Source organism: Mesorhizobium sp. B2-4-6, from assembly GCF_006442775.1.
Classification (GTDB): domain Bacteria; phylum Pseudomonadota; class Alphaproteobacteria; order Rhizobiales; family Rhizobiaceae; genus Mesorhizobium.
The window spans coordinates 470,300-490,037 of sequence record NZ_VFVI01000001.1 but is presented as its reverse complement, the minus strand read 5'-3'; the positions used below and the strand labels follow the sequence as shown (position 1 = coordinate 490,037).

The window sequence follows — 19,738 nt, the reverse complement described above, 5'->3', positions numbered from 1 at the left end:
CGTAGCGTGCCGCCGGCTTGCCGGAGAACAGGCTGCGCTGGATGCTGTGGCTGACCTCGATCTGGAACTGCCCACGGCCGGTCCTTCGCCCCGAAGAAGCGGCCGCCGGTCAATTTTTTGGCTTTTGAAGACGTGCCTAGATCCAGGTCAGGCCGGGCTCCCCTGAATATCGGCACCTCCTATTCGGCCGGCATCGCCACCGGCCGGGCCAACATCCGGCCGGCGAGCACGATGCCCAGGCCAACAATCGGGAACATGGCGGCGATCAGGCCGAGGTCGGCCGGGACGCCGAAGCGCAGCACGGCGGCGCCGACCATGGCGCCCAGCGCGACGCCGAAGTAAAGCGCCGAGGCGTTGAGCGACAAAACAATGGGCGCGGCGTCGGGCGCTAGCTTGATGATGCGGCTCGCCTGCGCCGGGGGGAAAGCCCAGCCGACGATGCCCCACGGCACCATCATGGCCATCAGCGCCGGTCCGGCGAGATGATGCGGCAGGAAGGTCGGGATCAGCGAGAAGGTGGCGAGCATCGCGGCAGAGAGCGCCAGCGACCAGGCGACGGTGCGGGTGGCGCCAAAGCGGTCGGCCGCCTGCCCGCCGGCGATGTTGCCGATGACGGCGCCGACGCCGAAGGCGAGCAGCATGCCCGGCAGCGCGATCGGGGAGAGCCCTCCGCCTTGGATCGCCAAGGGCGCGATGAAGCTGAAGACGGTAAAGGCGCCGACAAGCGCAAGCGCCGTCGTCAGGAGGATCGGCATCACGCCGGGGCGCACGGCCGCCGCAAGCCTGCGCTTCAGCGGCAGCCTGGTGCCGACGATGCCGCGCGGCAGCCGCCACCACAGGATAGCGCCGGACAGCGCGCCGAGCCCGGCGATGGCGAAGAAGGTGCCGCGCCAGCCGGCGATCGCCGCGACCAGCGCGCCGAGCGGCGCGCCGACCGCCACCGCCACGGTGGTGCCGCCGACGACGACGGCGATGGCGCGCGCCCGGTGATGGTCGTCGACCAGCGCCACGGCGGTCCCTTGCGCGGTCGCCGCGAACAGCCCGGACGACAGCGCCATGATGATGCGCGCGATCAAAAGCAGCTCGAAGGACGAACTGAGCGCGGCAACGATGTTGCCGACGACGAAGAACACCAGCGTCCACAGGATGACGCGGCGCCGGTCCCATTCGCCGGTCAGCGTCGCCAGCACCGGCGCGCCGATCGCATAGGCGAGCGCGAAGGCGGTGATCAGCGAGCCGGCGAGCGGCACGGATATGCCGGCGTCAGTGGCGATGTCGGGAAGAAGGCTCGATATGACGAAGCCTTCGGTCGAGATCGCAAACGATCCGAGCGCAAGCCAGAAGATCCGCTTGTCCATGGGGGGCTTTCCTTAGTTCAAAAGTTATTGAACAATTGGACATAGCAGCGCATGATGTCAACCGAGCCGGGACAAAATAGCTGAACCCTGCTGACAGCCCTGTGTCAGGACCGGGGCCAAATGGAGAGGCTATGTCCATCGGCAGAAAGGAAGCCGCGTTGAAGTTCGTGCCGTTTATGCTTAATTCTGAGCCATGACCCTGCCCCATCCAACCGCCGACCAGATCAGCCTGCCGATCGTACTTGCCGTGCTCGGCGACCCGACCCGGCTTGCCATCGTGCGCTATCTGGCGAGCAAGGAAGGCGTGCCGCTGAACTGCAGCAAGTTCCTCGACCTCGCCTCCAAGACCAATCTCAGCTACCACCTCGCCAAGCTGCGCGAGGCCGGCGTCACCCGCAGCGAAGCGGTCGGCACCAGCCGGCTGATCACATTGCGCCGTGACGATCTCGACAGGCGTTTCCCCGGCCTTCTCGACAGCGTGATTGCCGCGGCTGAGGGCGATCCTGCTTTGCCGGCAGTCGGCACCGCTGAAGTCGAGGTTTCGGCCTGAGCGACACATTTGCGCGTGGCTCGGGCCTCACAATCGCCGCTAAATTCAGGATGACATTCGGCAGCCTCGCCGCCTATATCTGGTCGCGCCTTGGAACTTGCAGCTAAAAGATGAAGCGCAAAGTCACGCTCCGATCGACACTGCTGATCGCCGCTCCTTTGCTGCTGGCCGCGTTGCCGGCCATGGCTCAGGATGCGCCGGGACCGATCATTTCGATTATCGGCGGCCTCGCACCGGACGATCTCCTCAATATCCGCACCACCGCCTCGCCGGGTGGAAAGGTGGCGGCGCGGCTGCCCAACGGCACGGCTGTCAGGAATTTCGGCTGCAACGTCGTTGATGGCTATCCCTGGTGCAAGGTTGAGGATACGCAGGGCGCGCATATCGTCGGATGGGCGCCCGCCCGCTATCTCAGCCCCAACAACCCTGCGCCGGTGCCCGAAGACGCCGCCGCGTCAGCGGTCGCGGCCGTTGCGCCTCAACCTTCCGAGGAGCGGCAGCCTGATATAGCGGCACGCCTGGGTGGCGGCGAGCCGGCCGAGCCGCCGTCCGCAGCCGAGATCGGCAGGACCGCCATGCAGGACGCGTATGGTCTCGCCTTCGCGGCCTCGGCAAGTGCCGAGTCCGACACCCCTGCCCCGGACGCCAGCATCCCCTGCGCTCGCCATGTCGGCCAGCCAATGACCCGTTGCGAGATCAGCGTCGCGCACCCAGGCGCCGACAGCACCGTGACGGTGACCTGGCCGGATGGCGACAGCCGTGTCATCACCTTTCATAACGGCAAGCCGAGCGGCTCGGACTCGCCGGACGAATTCCGTTTCACGCGCGAAGGCAGCCTCAACATGATCCGCGTCGGCGTTTCCGAACGCTTCGAGATCACGGACGAGCTGGCGTTGGGGAATTAGGGGTTAGGCAGTAGGGAATAGGCAGTAGGGCAATCAAGAGCGTCTCCCTACTGCCTACTGCCTATTCCCTCATTTTCGGGGTTACATCCGCCAAAACTCTTCCCTATAAGGCCCTCCTAGCCTGATACCAGAATCGCAAGCACAACCGGCCGGGTCCTCCCCGCCCGGTTTTTCGTGCAAGCCGCTCGCCGAACGGATTTTCGAATATGCCAAGACGCACCGACATCAAGTCGATCCTGATCATCGGGGCCGGCCCCATCGTTATCGGCCAGGCTTGCGAATTCGACTATTCCGGCACCCAGGCCTGCAAGGCGCTGAAGGAAGAGGGTTTCCGCGTCATCCTGGTCAACTCCAATCCGGCCACCATCATGACCGACCCGGAGCTGGCCGACGCCACCTATATCGAGCCGATCACGCCCGAAGTGGTGGCCAAGATCATCGCCAAGGAGCGGCCGGACGCGCTGCTGCCGACCATGGGCGGCCAGACGGCGCTCAACACGGCGCTGTCGCTGCGCCGCATGGGCGTTCTCGACCGCTATAATGTCGAGATGATCGGCGCCGACGCGCATGCCATCGACAAGGCCGAGGACCGCGCGCTGTTCCGCGAGGCGATGAGCAAGATCGGCCTCGAGACGCCGAAGTCGATGCTGGCCAACGCCACCGACGTCAAGAACGCCGACCGCAAGATGCATGAGGCCGAGCGTGCCGCGCTGAAGGCGGAGAACCCGGAAAACCTCGACGCCGCGCTCGATGCGCTGGAAACCCGCTGGAACCTCGGCGAAGGCGACCGCAAGCAGCGCTATATCAGCCACGGCATGGCGATCGCAGCCCAGGCGCTCGACCATGTCGGCCTGCCGGCGATCATCCGCCCCTCCTTCACCATGGGCGGCACCGGCGGCGGCATCGCCTACAACCGCGCCGAATTCTACGACATCGTCCAGTCCGGCCTCGACGCCTCGCCGACCACCGAGGTGCTGATCGAGGAAAGCGTGCTCGGCTGGAAGGAGTATGAGATGGAGGTCGTTCGCGACAAGGCGGACAATTGCATCATCATCTGCTCGATCGAGAACCTGGATCCGATGGGCGTGCACACCGGCGATTCCATCACCGTCGCGCCGGCGCTGACGCTGACCGACAAGGAATATCAGATGATGCGCAACGCCTCGATCGCGGTGCTGCGCGAGATCGGCGTCGAGACCGGCGGCTCCAACGTGCAGTTCGCCGTCAACCCGGCCGATGGCCGGCTGGTCGTCATCGAGATGAACCCGCGCGTCTCGCGCTCATCGGCGCTGGCTTCCAAGGCCACCGGCTTCCCGATCGCCAAGGTCGCGGCCAAGCTTGCCGTCGGCTACACGCTGGACGAGCTTGAGAACGACATCACCGGCGGCGCGACGCCGGCCTCCTTCGAGCCGACCATCGACTACGTGGTGACGAAAATCCCGCGCTTTGCCTTCGAGAAATTCCCCGGCGCCGAGCCGGTGCTGACCACCGCCATGAAGTCGGTGGGCGAGGTGATGGCCATCGGCCGCACCTTCCAGGAATCGCTGCAGAAGGCGTTGCGCGGGCTCGAAACCGGCCTGACCGGCCTGGACGAGATCGAAATCCCCGGCCTCGGTCACGGCAGCGCGCCAGCCAGCCACGCCGACGACCGCAACGCGATCCGCGCCGCCCTCGGCACGCCGACGCCGGACCGGTTGCGCATGGTGGCGCAGGCGATCCGCATGGGCACCTCGCTGGAAGACGTGCACGCCATGTGCAAGATCGACCCGTGGTTCCTCGAGCAGATCGCCGGCATCATCGCCATGGAGGAACGTATCCGCGAGCATGGCCTGCCGCGGGACGCCGTCAATCTGCGCATGCTGAAGGCCATGGGTTTTTCCGACGCCCGCCTCGGATCGCTGACGAAGACCGACGCCGAAGTGATTCAGAAGGCTAGGCAAAAGCTCGACGTTCATCCGGTTTACAAGCGCATCGACACCTGCGCCGCCGAGTTCGCCTCGCCGACCGCCTACATGTACTCGACCTATGAAGTGCCCTTCGTCGGCGAGCCCGCCAACGAGGCGCGCGTGTCGTCGCGCAAGAAGGTCGTCATCCTCGGCGGCGGTCCGAACCGTATCGGCCAGGGCATCGAGTTCGACTATTGCTGCTGCCATGCCGCCTTCGCGCTGCGCGACGCCGGCTATGAAGCGATCATGATCAACTGCAACCCGGAGACGGTCTCGACCGACTACGACACCTCGGACCGCCTCTATTTCGATCCGCTGACGGCGGAGGACGTGCTGGAGATCCTGCGCGCCGAGCAGGCCTCCGGCGAGTTGGTCGGCGTCATCGTCCAGTTCGGCGGCCAGACGCCGCTGAAACTGGCCGACGCGCTGGAGAAGGCCGGCATCCCGATCCTCGGCACCTCGCCCGACATGATCGACCTGGCGGAGGACCGCGACCGCTTCCAGAAGCTGTTGCACAAGCTGAACCTCAGCCAGCCCAAGAACGGCATCGCCTATTCGGTCGAGCAGGCCCGCCTCGTCGCCGGCGAGCTCGGCTTCCCGCTGGTGGTGCGCCCGTCCTATGTGCTCGGCGGCCGCGCCATGCAGATCATCCATGACGAGGGCATGCTGCAGACCTACCTGCTCGACACCGTTCCAGGCCTGGTGCCGGAGGACATCAAGCAGAAATACCCCAACGACAAGACCGGCCAGATCAACACGCTGCTGGGCAAGAACCCGCTGCTGTTCGACACCTATCTCTCCGGCGCCATCGAGGTCGACGTCGATTGCCTGTGCGACGGCAAGGCGACCTTCGTCTCCGGCATCCTGGAGCATATCGAGGAGGCCGGCATCCATTCGGGCGACTCGGCCTGCTCGCTGCCGGTGCATTCGCTGCCGGGAGCGCTCGTCGACGAGCTGGAGCGCCAGACGGCCGCCTTGGCGCGCGCGCTCAACGTCGGCGGCCTCATGAACGTGCAATACGCTATTCAAGACGGCACGGTCTATGTGCTGGAGGTGAACCCTCGCGCCTCGCGCACCGTGCCCTTCGTCGCCAAGACCATCGGGCGGCCGATTGCAAAAATCGCGGCGCGCATCATGGCCGGCGAGACGCTGGAAGACGCCTTCGCCCATTACGGCGCCATGCCCGACCCACGCAATCCCGGCCATATCGCGGTCAAGGAAGCCGTCTTCCCCTTCGCCCGCTTCCCCGGTGTCGACATCCTGCTCGGCCCGGAAATGCGCTCGACCGGCGAGGTCATGGGCCTCGACCGCGACTTCGCGCTCGCCTTCGCCAAGAGCCAGCTCGGGGCCGGCGTCGACCTGCCGCGCTCCGGCACGCTGTTTGTCTCCGTCCGCGACGAGGACAAGAAAGGCATATTGCCGGCCGTGAAACGCCTCGCCGGCCAGGGTTTCAAGGTCCTCGCCACCTCCGGCACCGCCCGCTTCCTAGCCGAGAACGGCGTGACGGCCGAAAAGATCAACAAGGTGCTGGAAGGCCGCCCCCACATCGAGGACGCCATCCGCAACCGCCAGGTCCAGATCGTCTTCAACACGACGGACGGCCAGAAAGCGGTGTCGGACTCGAAGTCGCTGCGCCGGGCCACGCTGATGCAGAAGGTGCCGTATTACACGACGCTGTCGGGTGCCGCGGCGGTAGCGGAAGCGATTGCGGCGCTGCGGGCGGGGAACTTGGAGGTGAGGCCGCTGCAGGAGTATTTTGCTTAGGTCAAGCCATCCAACTTATGAGTCCGCAATGACTTTTGAAAATCCAGCATGCTGATCAGCAGCCTTTCCAGCATAAAGTAAGGCGCCGACTGCTTTGGCGACCGATGGCAGGAAGGCATCCTCGGAGAAATTCTCCGACAGGCTGCTTGGCGTCACCTGCGTCGAAACCAAAGACAAAACATGATCAACAACTGGACCCCACATCGCAGTGAGGTCAACGAGAGAACTATTGTTGGCTTGGGCTATATCGGGCTGGAATGCCACGGTAAGAGGGTCGACTTTCTTCAACGTTATAGATTCCAATACATGCGAAACAACAGCTATAAGAAACGATTTGAATCGTAGGTTTCTTAATAGCGACAGCTGATCCTCTTCGATTTTAATTATGGAACCCGCTGACGATTTCTCCTTCAAAATAATCCTGCGCTCGTCGATGGCCCGAGCGAGGGTATAAGCAAAAAGAATATGCCTCGCCTTTTTATTTTCAAACGCATTGGCGTAAAGTGGTTTTCGTTCGAAAATTTGATTTTTTCCTCGAATTCCGTCTTGGTATCGCCCATGAAACGCCAAAAGAGGCTGAGCGACTTCTTCGATGCCTATTTGGTCGCTCGCAGTTCGAAATCCGCGCTTGCGTACATAGGTATGACCCAAATCCTCAAATTCCTTAAAGATTCTATTCTGCTCAGAATCATTACTAAACTGGTCCCAAGTGGTAATTTCATTTTGTGTATTATTATATCGGACGATTTCGCTTATCGTCTCAGGATCTGAACATTGTATGACTCGACATAAGACATTTACAGACTTCAGGTCGTTCTTTTTAAGATCAACCGAACCCAAGGAGCCCGTTGTTTGGGCGCCGTTTATTATAGATATTCCAGTTAACTCAACTCCCGATTTTGTTTCCTTCTTACCTAAAGTCAGAAGAGTGATTCCGTTATTGAACACCCAAAAATCCTTAGGTTTAGTTTCGGCTGACTGTCTAATACCAGTGTTTATTCTCCGTCTACGACTAATTCCTAAGAAACCTCGATAGTTGGCCGAAAATAGACGATCCTCATATTTCGAATAAAGTTCATGAAGCCAAAGCCCAGGAACCGAAGCTACAGATGCCTCCCATTTAGGTCCAGATTCACTAAGTTTAACATCCGACGGGAAATAGATAATATCTTTAACATCGATGTGAGATTCTTGCGTCGCAAAAATATGCTCGATTCTCGAAATCCCGAGTTCTCTTGCACTTATAGAAATCGAGGTGTCGCCTAACGTCTTTTGCAGATGCTGCGCAGCAGTCTGAAGTTCCCGCGTTACATTAACCGACTCAGGCAAATTGTGGACGTAGAGTAGTTCGATACCTTCAATCTCACCGTCTTTGATGGCCTCACGGCACTCAACGATAATCTCTCTCAGCGTGGTTGGTACGGATTCCAGATCACCTGATATTAGCCAAGCAGCAGCTGTATTCAAATCTGAAGCCTTATTTGCCGGAGCTGCGTCGATTTTTGTCGTCGACAAATATCCTTGGGAGAAAATAATCCTTTTTGTGTCACGATCTAAGTAGATAAAATCTATCTTCTTATCGTTCGGTCCATCTGTTATACCCTCAGACGCCAGCGCCTCCACGTCTGGCTCTTCTAGATATAGAGCCATTACCCAAGCGAGATAGGCATTCCCCTCGCCTAGCTGCTTGATAAGCCCTGAATTAGCTTTGAAGGCATCCAAGTATGACATCGCACCCCTCCCGATAGACGCCAAAATAATTTAGATAGGCAACTTTAACGAGCCATTTTTCCAAAGAACACGAAGCCTGTTACGAATGTTCATCGCAACCTGGCCAACATTCAGATTGTCATACTTATCGTGAGTATCCAACAGGCCATTGAGACGGGCAATTTCGTGAAGTGCTTCTATATCCAAACGGCCGTCAGGTCGCTTGTAGTGCGGAGCGATTACATTTTCCCATTCGCGATTTTCGGGTCGTTTTGCCCAAGCGTCGCGTTGATCAACCGTGATATCCATTGCTATTCCTCCCATCAAACCCATTCGATCTTAGGATGAGAAACCATATCGGGGAAGCCGATGACGCCTGCGGAAGTAGTAGAAAAGCGCTCTGTTGTTGAAGACAAGATATTGAAAGCTGTCCGCCTCACGCCACCGCCACGCACTCAATCTCAATATCGAACTCCATCGGCCACGACGCCACCGGCACAAAGCTCCGCGCCGGCGGGTTCACACTGCAAAATACTTTGCGTATCCCCGGTTGATGGTAGTGTAGAAGCCGGAATTGACGGCGTAGATGCGCACCATCACCACCTTTTCCAGCGAGGTGCCGGCCGCTTCCAGGCAATGTTTCAGCGCCTTCAGCGACGCCTCGGCCTGGGTTCGCCGTGCACCATCTCGCCGGTCACCATGTCGACCGGCGGCGTTGTCGAGATGAACACGAAGCCGTTGGCCCGCACCGCCGTCGAGCATCCATGGCGGTCCCTCCCTTGTTGGGCGCGAACTTATCGCGGCAGCGAGGGAACGCCAGCGGCGTTCTCTCCTTCTCCAGGGCTTCCAATCGAGGCCGGCGCCGCCCCTCATCTGCCTGCCGGCATCTTCTCCCCGTTGAACGGGGAGAAGATGGCTGGCCGCGATGCGGCATTCTTCCTGCAATGCTGGTGATTGGCGAAAACATCGGCGCGGGCCTTTTTCTCCCCGTCACTATACGGGGAGAAATGCCCGGCAGGGTAATGAGGGGCAGCGCCAACGCTCGGCAAAGTTAGGCTGAAGGAAGGGGCCCTAAAAGATTATCGACTGCAAACACATCGGAACCAAGGCCGCCCCCTCACTGATGCGCGACCGCCAGTTCCTTCACGTGCTTCTCGTGCATCTTCAGCACCGGCAGCGTTTTCTTGGCGAATTCCTTCATCGCCGGGTCGTCGCCGGAACTGGCATAGGTGGAAAACAGCGCCACCGCATCCTTATGCGCGTCGGCTTGCATCTTGATGTATTTGGTGTCGAATTCCTTGCCGCTCGCGGCCTTCAAGTCGTCGAGCAGCTGCTGTTCCTTCGGCTGCAGCGCAGGGCCGGCGGGCTTGATCGGTGCCGTGGTCTGGCCCTGGCTCAACGCTGTCTTGAACTCCTCGGCCGCCTTGCTGTGATCCTTGATCATCTGCGCGGCGAAAGCCTTGACGTCGGCCGACGCCGACTTCTCTTGCGCCAGCTTGCTCGACTCGATCTCGAACATGTTGGCATTCGGCACCGTTGTGACGAATGTTTGTGTGTCGACCTTGTTCTCGGTCACCATCGGCCCGACCGCATCCGAATTGTCCGATTGGGCGAACGCGGCGGGCGCGCCGGCAAGAAGCGCGACGGCGACCAGGGGCAGCAGCGTTTTCATCTCAAATCTCCGATCCGAAACAGCCCCTCCGCCATCCCAACGCGGCATCGACCCCGGAGTTGCGTGGAAAGAAGCGCCCACCGGCCCGCCGTCCTCGGTCCTGCGTCGGCTGTTTCGCCCGCCAGGCGGCCTGAGACCGCGCCGCGTCAGCCCTTCACCCCGCCGGCGGTGAGGCCGGACACGATGCGGCGCTGGAAGACCAGCACCAGCGCCACCAGCGGCACGGTGACGATCACCGAGGCGGCCATGATGTTGCCCCACGGGATCTCGAACTGCGAGTTGCCGGAGAGCAGCGCGATCGCCACCGGCACGGTGCGCTGCGTGTTGGTGGAGGTGAAGGTAAGCGCGAACAGGAACTCGTTCCAGGCGCTGATGAAGGCGAGCAGGCCGGTTGTAGCCAGCGCCGGCCACATCAGCGGCAGGAAGATGCGCGTGAGGATGGTCCATGGCCCGGCGCCGTCGAGGATCGCCGCCTCCTCGATCTCGACCGGCAGGTCGCGCACGAAGGTCGTGAGCACCCAGACGGTGAACGGCAGCGTGAAGATCATGTAGGACAGGATGAGCGCGAACAGCGAATTGTAGAGGTGCAGCGCCCGGATGATCTCGAACAGCCCGGCCAGTGCGGCGACCTGCGGAAACATCGACACCGACAGGATGGCGAGCATCAGCGCCGAGCGCCCGCGGAAGCCTATGCGCGCCAGCGCGTAGGCCGCGGTGACGCCGAGAAGCAGCGAGATCGCGACGACCGCGCCGGAGACAATCAGCGAATTGACGAGATTGCGCAGGAAAGGGCCCTCGGTCAGCACGTTGCGGTAATTGGCAAGGCTGAAGGATTGCGGCCAGAGACCAGCCTGGAACAATTCGGTTCCCGATTTCAGGCTGGTGACGATTGCGTAGTAGAACGGAAACACCGCGACGAAGACGATCGCCAGAAGCAGCAGGTAGAAGCCGGCGCGCTTCAGCAACCTCATGTCAGCGGCCTCCGTCCAGGCTCAGCCGGCCGATCCGGATATAGGCGATGGTGAGCAGGCCGATGATCAGGAAAAGCAGCGTCGAGGCGGCGGAGCCATAGGCGAACTTGTCGAACTCGAACAGGTTCTCGCGCGCGAAGATCGACATCGACTTGGTCTGCGCATTGTTGGGCGTCAGCACATAGATCAGGTCGAAGATGCGCAATGCGTCGAGCGCGCGAAAAATCACCGCCACCATCACCGCCGGGCGGATCAGCGGCAAGGTCACCCGCCAGAAGATCTGCCAGGGGCTGGCGCCGTCGAGCTTCGCCACTTCGAGGATCTCGCGCGGCAGCATCTGCAGGGCCGCCAGGATCAGCAGCGCCATGAACGGCGTCGTCTTCCAGATGTCGACAATCAACACGGCGATCATCGCGGTGTCGGCGCTGGCGGTCCAGGCGATCTTGGCGTGGATCAGGCCGAGATCGAGAAGCGCGGCATTGATGATGCCGAACTGGTCGTTGAGCATCCACTGCCACATCTTGGCCGAGACGATGGTCGGGATCGCCCAGGGAATGAGGATCGCCGCCCGCACGATCCCACGTCCCGGGAATTCGGCGTTGAGCGCAAGCGCCACGACCATGCCCAGCACCGTCTCGCAGGCCACCGACACCACGGCGAAGCGTACCGTGTTCCACACCGCGCGCCACCAGACCGGATCGACGAGCAGCCCGTCATAGAGCAGGCGGCCGCTCGGCAGGCGCAGCACCGAGAAATAATTGTCGAAGCCGACCCATTGCCGGGCACTAAGATCGGCCAGCGAGGCGTCGGTGAAGCTGTAATAGACCGTGCGCAGGAACGGCCAGCCGGCGACGGCGGCGAGCACGAATAGCATCGGCGCGAGAAACAGCCAGGCCGTGCGCACGCGCTGGCGCATCAGCGGCGATCGCCTTGCCGCGCTCACCAGCCCTTGCCTTTCAGCCTGGTCAGCCTCGCCGCGAGATCGGCCAGATTGTCGGCGGCGGTGCCTTGGCCGGAGATCGTGTCGTGCACGGCAGTCCAGAACTGGCTGGATGCCTCGTTGTATTTGATCCTGGCGGTTGCCGAGGGACGCGGCTGAGCGTCGAGGAAGATCGGTTTCCAGCGCGGCACGATCGGCTGCTGCCTGGCGATATCGGGGTCGTCATAGAGTGCTGCGATGGTCGGCAGGTTGGACGTTTTGAGCGTCCGGTATTTCTGCATCTCGCGCGACGCGATGAACTTGACCAGCTCGATCGCAGCGTCCGGATGTTTCGAATATCTGGAGACCGCAAGGTTCCAGCCGCCGAGCGTGGCGACTGGCCGGCCCCCTTCGCCGGCCGGCAGCGGCGCCACGTCGAACTTGCCCTTGATCGGCGAATTCTCGCTGTTGCCGAGCGCATAGGCATAGGGCCAGTTGCGCATGAAGACGGCATTGCCGGTCTGCCAGACGCCGCGCGCTTCCTCCTCCTGATAGGCGAGCACGCCCGGCGGCGCGATGATGCCGATCCAGCCCGTGACCGTGTCGAGCGCGGCCGCAGCCTTGGGGTTGTCGATGGAGATCGTGCCGTCCGGCTCGATGATCCCGCCGCCGCCATTCGACATCACCCATTCGAGCGCGTTGCAGGTCAGCCCCTCATAGGCGTTGCCCTGGAAGACGAAGCCCCAGATGTCCCTGTTGCCGGCCGCCCGTTCCTTGTTCATCACAAGCTTCGCGGTATCGGCGAGCTCCTTCCAGGTGGTCGGCACCTTGGCGCCATATTTGTCGAGCAGATCCTTGCGGTAGTAGAGCGCCGGCGCATCGGTGAAGATCGGCAGGGCGACCAGCCTGCCGTTGACCGTCTGCGACCTGATGATCGACGGGAAATGCTCACCCACCACATCCCTGGTCGCCTCGGTCAGGTCGACCAGCTGGCTGGCAAGCTGCGGCGCCCAGATCACGTCGGTCTGGTAGACGTCGATATCGCTGCTGCCGGCGGCGAGCCAGAGCCGGTATTGGCCGAACTGGTCGGTGGTCGAAGGCGGAATGACGACGATGTCGACCTTGTTGCCGCTCTTTGTCTCGTAACGATCGAGTATCTCGCGCAGCACCTTGATGCCGTTGCCGGTGTCGCCCGACACGATCGACAGTTCCACGGCTCGCGCTTGAACAGCGCCAAGCATGATGCCGGCGGCCAGGAATGCTAAAGCAAGTTTCACGGGGTTGCGGACCTCCCTGCGCGACCGGCGACGCACAGGTCGCGGCTCATCAAGGCCCCTGCGTTGAATGCGCCACGCCGCTTAGGGTTCCCGCGCTTGTACGTGCCGATCGGGCCGGCGGGTCGATGAAGCCGATCCCGGTTGGCTCGACCGCGTCGGTGGCCCGTTCCGTCCACCTCGCTTCACGCAAAGCGGACGGGCTCCGAAACCCCCGCCCCGGAGCCCGCCTGGGAGTGGCTGACGCATGCCGGCACAGCCTCCTCCGACGCCTTGCCCGCGTCGATCCGCCGATCGGCCGCCCGGCACGACGACGAATTAGCATGCCCTAACGTCAGCCTATGTGAAGCCGTTCACAATGCTCGCGCGCAGGTGGTTGCAACGCCGCGCCGGGAGCCTCCAATCCGGCCCGCCGCGCTTTGCGCGTCAGCCTTCTCAGCCGACCGGGATCATGCCGAGCCGTTCGTAGAGCCGGAAGGCCGTGGTGTTCTTCACACTATTGGTCTTGAGATCGATATGCCTCGCCCCGCGCTCGCGAAAAATCAGGAACACCTGCCGCATCAGCGCGTCGCCGAGGCCCTGCCGTCTCGATTCCGGATGGACGGCGAGGTCCTTGACGAAACCGGACGTCCAGCAAAGCGCCGCGCCCGCCAGCAGGCCCTTGCCGTCGATCGCCAGGAAACAGAGAGCGGGATCGAACTCCGCATCGCCGGCAATGCGCGGCCACCATTGGTCGAACGGCCCGTCGGCGCCGTCGTCGAACACCTCTTCCAGCAGCGCGTGCAAAGCCGGCGCATCCCGCTGCTCGAACGTGCGTACAACGAAGCCCTCCGGCCAGTGCGGCGCGGCGAGCGTATCGTTGAACAGCTTGCGCAGGCGGATGTTGTTGACAGCCGGCGGGCGCGGCGGCGTGTTTTCATGCATGGCGGTGCCCCGAACGCCGAGCGACCTGACCCGTCGGCTCAGGCGTCGGGTTGCAGGCGGCGGCGCTTGCGGTCGACGCCGAGGCCCGTCTCCTCGAGCAAGCCCTTGCGCTTGGCGTCGTAATAATAGCCGGTCTGGTAGAGCGTGTCGGCCCGCTTGGCGTTGCCGCCCGAAACCAGCCAGGCGCCCCGCAGATATTTCACCGCGTATTTGAGATTGGTCTCGGCGTCGAACAGGCCGGTCGCCGGCCCGTCATAGCCCATGCCGCGCGCCGTCGCGTGCTTGATCTGCATCAGGCCCCAATGGCCGTGATTGTAGGCCTTCGGGTTGAAGGTGCTTTCACGATTGACGACATGGCGCACCAGGTCGATCGGCACTTCATAGATCGCAGAATATTTCTCGATCAGCCGTTCGATCTCGCCGCGCGGGCCGCTGGCGTGCTGCTCGGGTTGGCCGGGTGCCGCAAGCAGCGCGGGATTTTCCGGCAACACATAGGCGACCTGCTGGACGCCGGGCATCGGGGCGACTTTCGCCGACTGGCCGGTGACCGGCATGGCAACGGCCGCGGCCGTATAGACCGCCGCTCGGCTCATGGATCCCGGGCCGGTCGGCGAGCCGCCTGCGGTCAGCGCCGGGGGCGGCGGAAACTGGCCGACCGCCGGCGTCGCCCCCGCGAAGGCCGCGGGTTGCGCCTGCGTAACGCCGGACTGAGGTGCGCCAGGCTGGACAGGCGGCGGCAAAAGCGCGCTTTGCGTCGCCAGCGCGCTTTGCGTCGCGGGCGCGCCAGGCGTCGTGGCCATGGCGACGGCATCGCCTGTGAGCGCCGCGGTCTGCACCTGCGCAAGGCCGGAAGGCTCCGGCAATACGGCGACCTTCTCGGGCAGCGCAAGGGTCGGCGTGTCGTCCGCGACGACAGGCGTCGAGACTTCCGCAAGCGCGGGCGCGGCCTTCATCTGCGAGGTCGAGGTGCAACCGCTCAGACCAGCAGCGGCAACGAGCACGCCGAGCGCGGTGATTATGATTTTAGCGGGCAAGCCGTACGGGTCCGGTTTGTCGGTTGTTAAGAAGTCCTTACACCAGTGATTCACACCCGGCAATCGGGGCCACCACGCGGTTTTCGGGTGGCGACAACAGGGCGGAAGTGCCATATTGTTCTGGATATGTACTCGTTTTTCGCTGTTTTGCGGAAGGAATACGTCATGAAACCCACATCCCAGATCACGGCCGGCCACGCAGTGTTAGAAACAGTGATCGGCTTCATGGGCATCGCCTGGAGCGAGAAGGGCCTGATCCGGCTTTGCCTGCCAGAGCGCAGCCGCGAAGCGGTCGAGCGCCGGCTGCTTCGCCACCCCGGCGTCTCAGCCTCGACAGACCAGCCGTCCTGGGTGGTCGATCTGATCGCCTCGATCAAGGCCTATGCGGCCGGCGAGGACGTCGACTTCTCCGGCGTGCCGGTCGACCTCGACGGCGTCGACGATTTCCGCCTCGCCATTTATGACGCGGCGCGCAAGCTCCGCTTCGGCGAGACCACCACCTATGGCGAACTGGCCAAGCGCGCCGGCCATGCCGGCCTTCCGCGCGAAACGGGCGCGGCGCTTGGCGCCAACCCGGTCCCGCTGGTCATTCCGTGCCATCGCATCCTGGCCGCCGGCGGTAAGATCGGCGGCTTCTCCGCGCCGGGCGGCTCGGCTACCAAGGAAAGGATGCTGGCCATGGAAGGCGTGCGCGTCGGCCCGCCGACGGCCGTGCAGGCCTCGTTCGGGTTCTGAGAACAAGGAGCAATTCCACGAAAAGTGCATGGCGGTTGGCTCGGCGGCTTCGCCGTAGCCTTCGGTCCGGAATTGCGTTTCGGCGTTTCCGTGAAACGCCGAAACGCTCTAATCTTGCAGGAACCGGCGGCGGAAGCGCCGGTCGAAATCCGGACGCTTGCAGACATAGACCATGCAGGACCTGGTGTCGGCGCTCGGCACATAGGCGCGCGCCCTCGCTTCGCCCGCGTTGCAGAAGCGCTCGTCGCGTACGTAGCGGTCGTAAAGCGGCAGCCCCGGCACGCGCGTCGACTGGTAGCGCAGGATGACGGCGCCCTGTCTGGCGATCGTCGCCTGTACCCGGTCGCAGCTCATGCGCGTCGGATCGTAGCGCGACACCGCCTGCGCCTCGGCGGCCAGCAGCAGGAAGCAGGCGGCAAGCAAAACGGTCTTCATGGTTCCTCTCCATGGAACGGCAAGCATCTCATCCCTCCACAACGCGCGGCCGCTGTCAAAACTTCCATGCAGCCGCGAGCAGCGCCCCGGCAACCCGTCTTGTATTCCTTCGCAAACTGTCCTATATGCGGCCCATTGAATTTGGCCGATCGATCGGGCCTCGCGATCCCTCGCGTTTGCTGACGTCTCCAAAATTTCGATACCACCGGCCGGACTTCGGGTCTGGTCAAACGAAAGCAAATGTGGAAGGGCATTTTACATGGCAACTGGTACGGTCAAGTGGTTCAACGCCACCAAGGGCTACGGCTTCATCCAGCCTGACAATGGCGGCGCGGACGTTTTCGTCCACATCTCCGCTGTCGAGCGGGCTGGCATGACCAGCCTCGCTGAAGGCCAGAAAATCAACTTCGAGATCGAGCAGGACCGCCGCACCGGCAAGTCCGCTGCTGGGTCTCTTAGCAAGGCAGCCTGATTTGGCGATAGCGCGCGCCGGACGAAGGTTCGGGGCGCGCGGCAAGTCACGGATGTACTGACGGTCGCGCGAGAAGCGCGCCGGAGCGAAAGACCCGACAAGCTGGAACAGCAGATAGCTGCCAGCCCGGACCAGACGCTCCCGATCAGGCTACCGGCAGAGGAAGGCGGGCATTGCCCGCCTTTTTTGTTGTCCGGATTTTGGCGATTGGCCTCCTTTTCCCCGTTCACGGAGAGAAGTGCCCGGCAGGGCGATGAGGGGCAGCGCGACGGATCGGGAATAGCGTTGTTCGCTCCGCCCCAAAGTCCAGATCGCAAATTAACGTCAAAAGCTGGCGCCGCCCCTCATCTGGCTGCCGCCATCTTCTCCCCGTATAGTGACGGGGAGAAGGACGCTCCCGCCAAAGTTTTCGCCAATCGCCGACGCTGCCTTAAGGCACCCACTCGATCGGCACATGCCCCTTGTCCGCCTCGACGCGCTTCAGCCAGGCGGCGACGGCCGGATAGGCGTCGATCTGGAAGCCGCCCATCTCCGCGGTGTGGGTATAGGCGTATAATGCGATGTCGGCGACGCTGTAGGCGCTGCCGGCGAAGAACGCGTTTTGCTGCAGGTGGCTGTTCATCACGCCGAGCGCCTTGTTGCCGCGCTCCAGCGTCTGCGCCAATCGTTCCGCCGTCGCGTCCTTCGCCCGTTCCGGAAAAGTCAAAAGCGCCTTGCGCACCGCGATATAGGGCTCATGGCTGTATTGCTCGAAGAACAGCCATTGGCAGGCCAGGGCGCGTTCATACTTGTCGGCGGGCAGGAAGCGTGAGCCTTCGCCAAGATAAAGTAGGATGGCATTACTCTCGGCAATGCGCCTGCCGTCATCGAGCTCGAGCATCGGCACCATCGCATTCGGATTCTTGGCGACATAGTCGGGCTTGCGCGTCTCGCCGGTATGCGAGCTCACCTCGACCCGGGTGAAGGGGATGCCGAGCTTCGCCATCAACAGCCGCGGCTTGTAGCAATTGCCGCTGTCGGCCATGTCGTAAAGGATCATGCCTCTTGCCCTCTCGAGTCTCCTGGGAACGCTCTAACGCGCGCGGCTAGGTCCCATCCAGTGATTTGTTTTTGAGACGAAACATCAGCGGCGCTGATGCGTCCTTTGGAGTCCCGCATCAGCGATGCTGATGCGTTTTCCTTGGTCGGCATCAGCGATGCTGGTGCAGGGGCACGACCTTGTTGCCGGCGCCGAGCAGGGCGTCGACGGAAAGCGGTTCTTCCTTGAAGATCGTGCCGGCGAGCGCCGGACGGGCGAGATGGAAACCCTGCAAAAGGTCGACGCCACCCTCGAGCGCGACGCGCAAATGCTGAGCGTTCTCGATGCCCTCGACCAGCACTTTGGCGCCGCGCTGGTGCAGCGTCGCCACCAACGGCCGGAAGAAGCGTTCGGCGGCGGCATGGCGGCAGAGCTCGCCAAACCAGGCGCCATCGATCTTGACGATGTCGGGCGCAAGCAGATCGATGCGGGCCTCGGTCGAATGCCCCGTGCCGAAATCGTCGATGGCGATGCGGATGCCATCGCGCCGCATTTCGCGCACTACGCTGGCAAGAACCTGATCGTCGGCTGCCTGCTCCGTGATCTCGCAGACCAGCAGGCTGGGCTCAAGCTCCAGGTCGCCGAGATGCCTGGTCATCAGCCGGATCTCGGCGAGCGCCCGTCCGAGGTGGTCGTTGATGGTCGGATTATAGTTGAAGAACAGCGTCAATCCCTCGACGCCGATGTTGCGATAATTGCCGAGATGCAGCATCCGGCACATCGTTTCGACAAACAGAAGGTCGGGCGCGGGAATGCCGCCGAAGAAGACCGAAGAGGCTACCGGCTGCGCGACGCGGCGCGGCTCGATCAGCCCCTCGACGGCGACGGCTCTGAGCACCCTGTCCTCCGGCGCGAAAATCGGCTGATAGGCGCTCCACAGCCGGAATTCGCCATAGACGCCGAACTGGAGGCCGATCTCGTCGGCGAAGATCGCCTTGGCGACGTTGCGCCGCCTGTCTGGTCGTTCGCTCATGGCGTGACTTTGCGCCCGAAAACCCTTGCCGGCCGTCCGTGCAGCGTTGGAGCCGCCGGGCTTGCGGCGGCCGATGCCTTGCCGTCTTCGGTCGAAGGCGGCTGCGTGCCCTTGCTGAAAACGCGAAAGCTGGTGGGAGCAAGTTCCGGCCGGGCAAGCACATAACCCTGCACCATGGAGGCGCCGGACCTCTCGGCAAGCTCCAGCTGCCAGCCTTCCTCGATGCCTTCGAAGACGGTGCGGATGCCCTGGTTCTCGAAGCTCTGCACCATCGCCGTCAGCAAGGCGAAGCCGGCGCCGGACTCCATCAGATGGGTGATCCAATGCGCATCGAACTTGACGATGTCTGGTTTGAGTTCCTTGATCCGGTTGATGTCGGATTCATCGGCGCCATAGTCGTCCACCGCGATGCGGAAGCCGTTGGCCCTCAGCGCCTCGACAAAATCGTAGAGTGTTTCCTGCGAAGCCGATTTCTGCTCGGTGACCTCGCAGACGATACGGCGCGGATCGATGCCGGCTTCGTGCAGCACCAGCCGCATGTCGCGCAAGGCCTTGTCGGCGATGCTGCGATCGGTGAAGACCGACGGGTCGAAATTGACGAAGATGGACGCCTCTTGTGGCAGACAAACACCGGCGTTCAAAAGATGCAGAGTGCGCGTCAGCGCCTCGATATGCAGCCGGTCGGCCGCCGGGCAGGTACCGAAAAATGTCCCCGGCGACTGCGGCTCGCCGTCGCGGAACGGCCGGATCAGCCCCTCGAAAGCGACGACCGAAAGCTTGCCCTCCTTGAAGGCGAAGATCGGCTGGAACGCGCTCTGCAGCGTATAGATGCCCCAGACACCGGTCGAGGTGCCGTCATCATGACGGATGATGTGGGCAAGCCCGATGCTGCGCGACAAGGTTTCTCGCTCCGCGAACAGGCACAATCCGATCTGCGATCCTGCCAGCCAAGGGTTTACCGGCCGTTGATGAATTTAGCGTTGCCGCTCACGCCTCCTTGACCTCTGGCTCATCGCAC

The 19,738-nt window shown here is 62.6% G+C and carries 18 protein-coding genes and 1 pseudogene; 5 read left to right on the top strand and 14 right to left on the bottom strand.

Going from position 1 to position 19,738, the window contains the following annotated elements; all coding sequences use genetic code 11:
* Window positions 1-179: 179 nt before the first annotated feature.
* Window positions 180-1,358: an MFS transporter gene (locus FJ957_RS02435; protein ID WP_140828082.1), complete on the bottom strand. Its 1,179-nt coding sequence runs from the start codon at window positions 1,356-1,358 to the stop codon at window positions 180-182.
* A 193-nt stretch (window positions 1,359-1,551) separates the two neighbouring features.
* On the opposite strand from FJ957_RS02435, the gene FJ957_RS02430 reads away from it, so the two are divergent.
* The 3 genes from FJ957_RS02430 to carB all read left to right on the top strand — a co-directional run bounded on the left by FJ957_RS02430 (window position 1,552) and on the right by carB (window position 6,523).
* Complete coding sequence (locus FJ957_RS02430) at window positions 1,552-1,908, top strand: helix-turn-helix transcriptional regulator (RefSeq protein ID WP_140640725.1); 357 nt, start codon at window positions 1,552-1,554, stop codon at window positions 1,906-1,908.
* A 110-nt stretch (window positions 1,909-2,018) separates the two neighbouring features.
* Window positions 2,019-2,813, top strand: a complete 795-nt coding sequence (locus FJ957_RS02425; RefSeq protein WP_140828080.1) for an SH3 domain-containing protein — start codon at window positions 2,019-2,021, stop codon at window positions 2,811-2,813.
* Window positions 2,814-3,019: 206 nt separating this feature from the next.
* A complete protein-coding gene (gene carB / locus FJ957_RS02420) occupies window positions 3,020-6,523 on the top strand; it encodes a carbamoyl-phosphate synthase large subunit (RefSeq protein ID WP_140828078.1) in 3,504 nt (1,167 codons plus the stop codon).
* 15 nt (window positions 6,524-6,538) lie between these two features.
* Here carB and FJ957_RS02415 read toward each other — a convergent pair whose 3' ends face one another.
* The 9 genes and pseudogenes from FJ957_RS02415 to FJ957_RS02370 form a co-directional block, all read right to left on the bottom strand.
* A complete protein-coding gene (locus tag FJ957_RS02415; protein ID WP_140828076.1) occupies window positions 6,539-8,254 on the bottom strand; it encodes an AIPR family protein in 1,716 nt (571 codons plus the stop codon).
* Window positions 8,255-8,284: 30 nt separating this feature from the next.
* Window positions 8,285-8,542 carry a hypothetical protein gene (locus FJ957_RS02410; protein ID WP_140828074.1) on the bottom strand — a complete coding sequence of 86 codons (258 nt, stop codon included), beginning with the start codon at window positions 8,540-8,542 and terminating at the stop codon, window positions 8,285-8,287.
* Window positions 8,543-8,669: 127 nt separating this feature from the next.
* Window positions 8,670-8,994: pseudogene (locus FJ957_RS02405) on the bottom strand (RidA family protein); the annotation flags it as partial.
* Window positions 8,995-9,350: 356 nt separating this feature from the next.
* Window positions 9,351-9,905, bottom strand: a complete 555-nt coding sequence (locus tag FJ957_RS02395; protein WP_140828071.1) for a DUF4142 domain-containing protein — start codon at window positions 9,903-9,905, stop codon at window positions 9,351-9,353.
* A 146-nt stretch (window positions 9,906-10,051) separates the two neighbouring features.
* Complete coding sequence (locus FJ957_RS02390; RefSeq protein WP_140828069.1) at window positions 10,052-10,876, bottom strand: carbohydrate ABC transporter permease; 825 nt, start codon at window positions 10,874-10,876, stop codon at window positions 10,052-10,054.
* 1 nt (window position 10,877) lies between these two features.
* A complete protein-coding gene (locus tag FJ957_RS02385; RefSeq protein WP_140829484.1) occupies window positions 10,878-11,792 on the bottom strand; it encodes a sugar ABC transporter permease in 915 nt (304 codons plus the stop codon).
* A 23-nt stretch (window positions 11,793-11,815) separates the two neighbouring features.
* Window positions 11,816-13,072, bottom strand: a complete 1,257-nt coding sequence (locus FJ957_RS02380; protein ID WP_140828068.1) for an ABC transporter substrate-binding protein — start codon at window positions 13,070-13,072, stop codon at window positions 11,816-11,818.
* A 432-nt stretch (window positions 13,073-13,504) separates the two neighbouring features.
* On the bottom strand, window positions 13,505-13,993 hold the full coding sequence (locus FJ957_RS02375; RefSeq protein ID WP_140828065.1) for an N-acetyltransferase: 489 nt from the start codon (window positions 13,991-13,993) through the stop codon (window positions 13,505-13,507).
* Between the two features lie 38 nt (window positions 13,994-14,031).
* Entirely contained in the window at window positions 14,032-15,027 is a 996-nt protein-coding gene (locus FJ957_RS02370) for a lytic transglycosylase domain-containing protein (protein WP_140828063.1), read from the bottom strand.
* 165 nt (window positions 15,028-15,192) lie between these two features.
* Here FJ957_RS02370 and FJ957_RS02365 point away from each other — a divergent pair, with 165 nt between their 5' ends.
* On the top strand, window positions 15,193-15,762 hold the full coding sequence (locus tag FJ957_RS02365) for a methylated-DNA--[protein]-cysteine S-methyltransferase (protein WP_140828061.1): 570 nt from the start codon (window positions 15,193-15,195) through the stop codon (window positions 15,760-15,762).
* 108 nt (window positions 15,763-15,870) lie between these two features.
* Here FJ957_RS02365 and FJ957_RS02360 read toward each other — a convergent pair whose 3' ends face one another.
* Window positions 15,871-16,197: a hypothetical protein gene (locus FJ957_RS02360; protein WP_140828060.1), complete on the bottom strand. Its 327-nt coding sequence runs from the start codon at window positions 16,195-16,197 to the stop codon at window positions 15,871-15,873.
* A gap of 259 nt (window positions 16,198-16,456) precedes the next feature.
* Between FJ957_RS02360 and FJ957_RS02355 the strand changes: the two genes are divergently transcribed.
* Window positions 16,457-16,669 carry a cold-shock protein gene (locus tag FJ957_RS02355; protein ID WP_027168154.1) on the top strand — a complete coding sequence of 71 codons (213 nt, stop codon included), beginning with the start codon at window positions 16,457-16,459 and terminating at the stop codon, window positions 16,667-16,669.
* 430 nt (window positions 16,670-17,099) lie between these two features.
* Here the strand turns inward: FJ957_RS02355 and FJ957_RS02350 are convergent, their stop codons facing one another.
* From FJ957_RS02350 to FJ957_RS02340, 3 genes are all read right to left on the bottom strand, one after another.
* Complete coding sequence (locus FJ957_RS02350) at window positions 17,100-17,708, bottom strand: glutathione S-transferase family protein (RefSeq protein WP_140828058.1); 609 nt, start codon at window positions 17,706-17,708, stop codon at window positions 17,100-17,102.
* 151 nt (window positions 17,709-17,859) lie between these two features.
* The gene (locus tag FJ957_RS02345; protein WP_140828056.1) at window positions 17,860-18,720 is read right to left on the bottom strand and encodes an EAL domain-containing protein; all 861 of its coding nucleotides are present in this window, start codon (window positions 18,718-18,720) and stop codon (window positions 17,860-17,862) included.
* Window positions 18,717-19,619 (bottom strand): EAL domain-containing protein, encoded by a 903-nt coding sequence (locus FJ957_RS02340; RefSeq protein ID WP_140828055.1) that lies wholly within the window; start codon window positions 19,617-19,619, stop codon window positions 18,717-18,719. Before FJ957_RS02340 ends, FJ957_RS02345 begins: the two co-directional genes overlap by 4 nt.
* Between the last annotated feature and the right edge of the window lie 119 nt (window positions 19,620-19,738).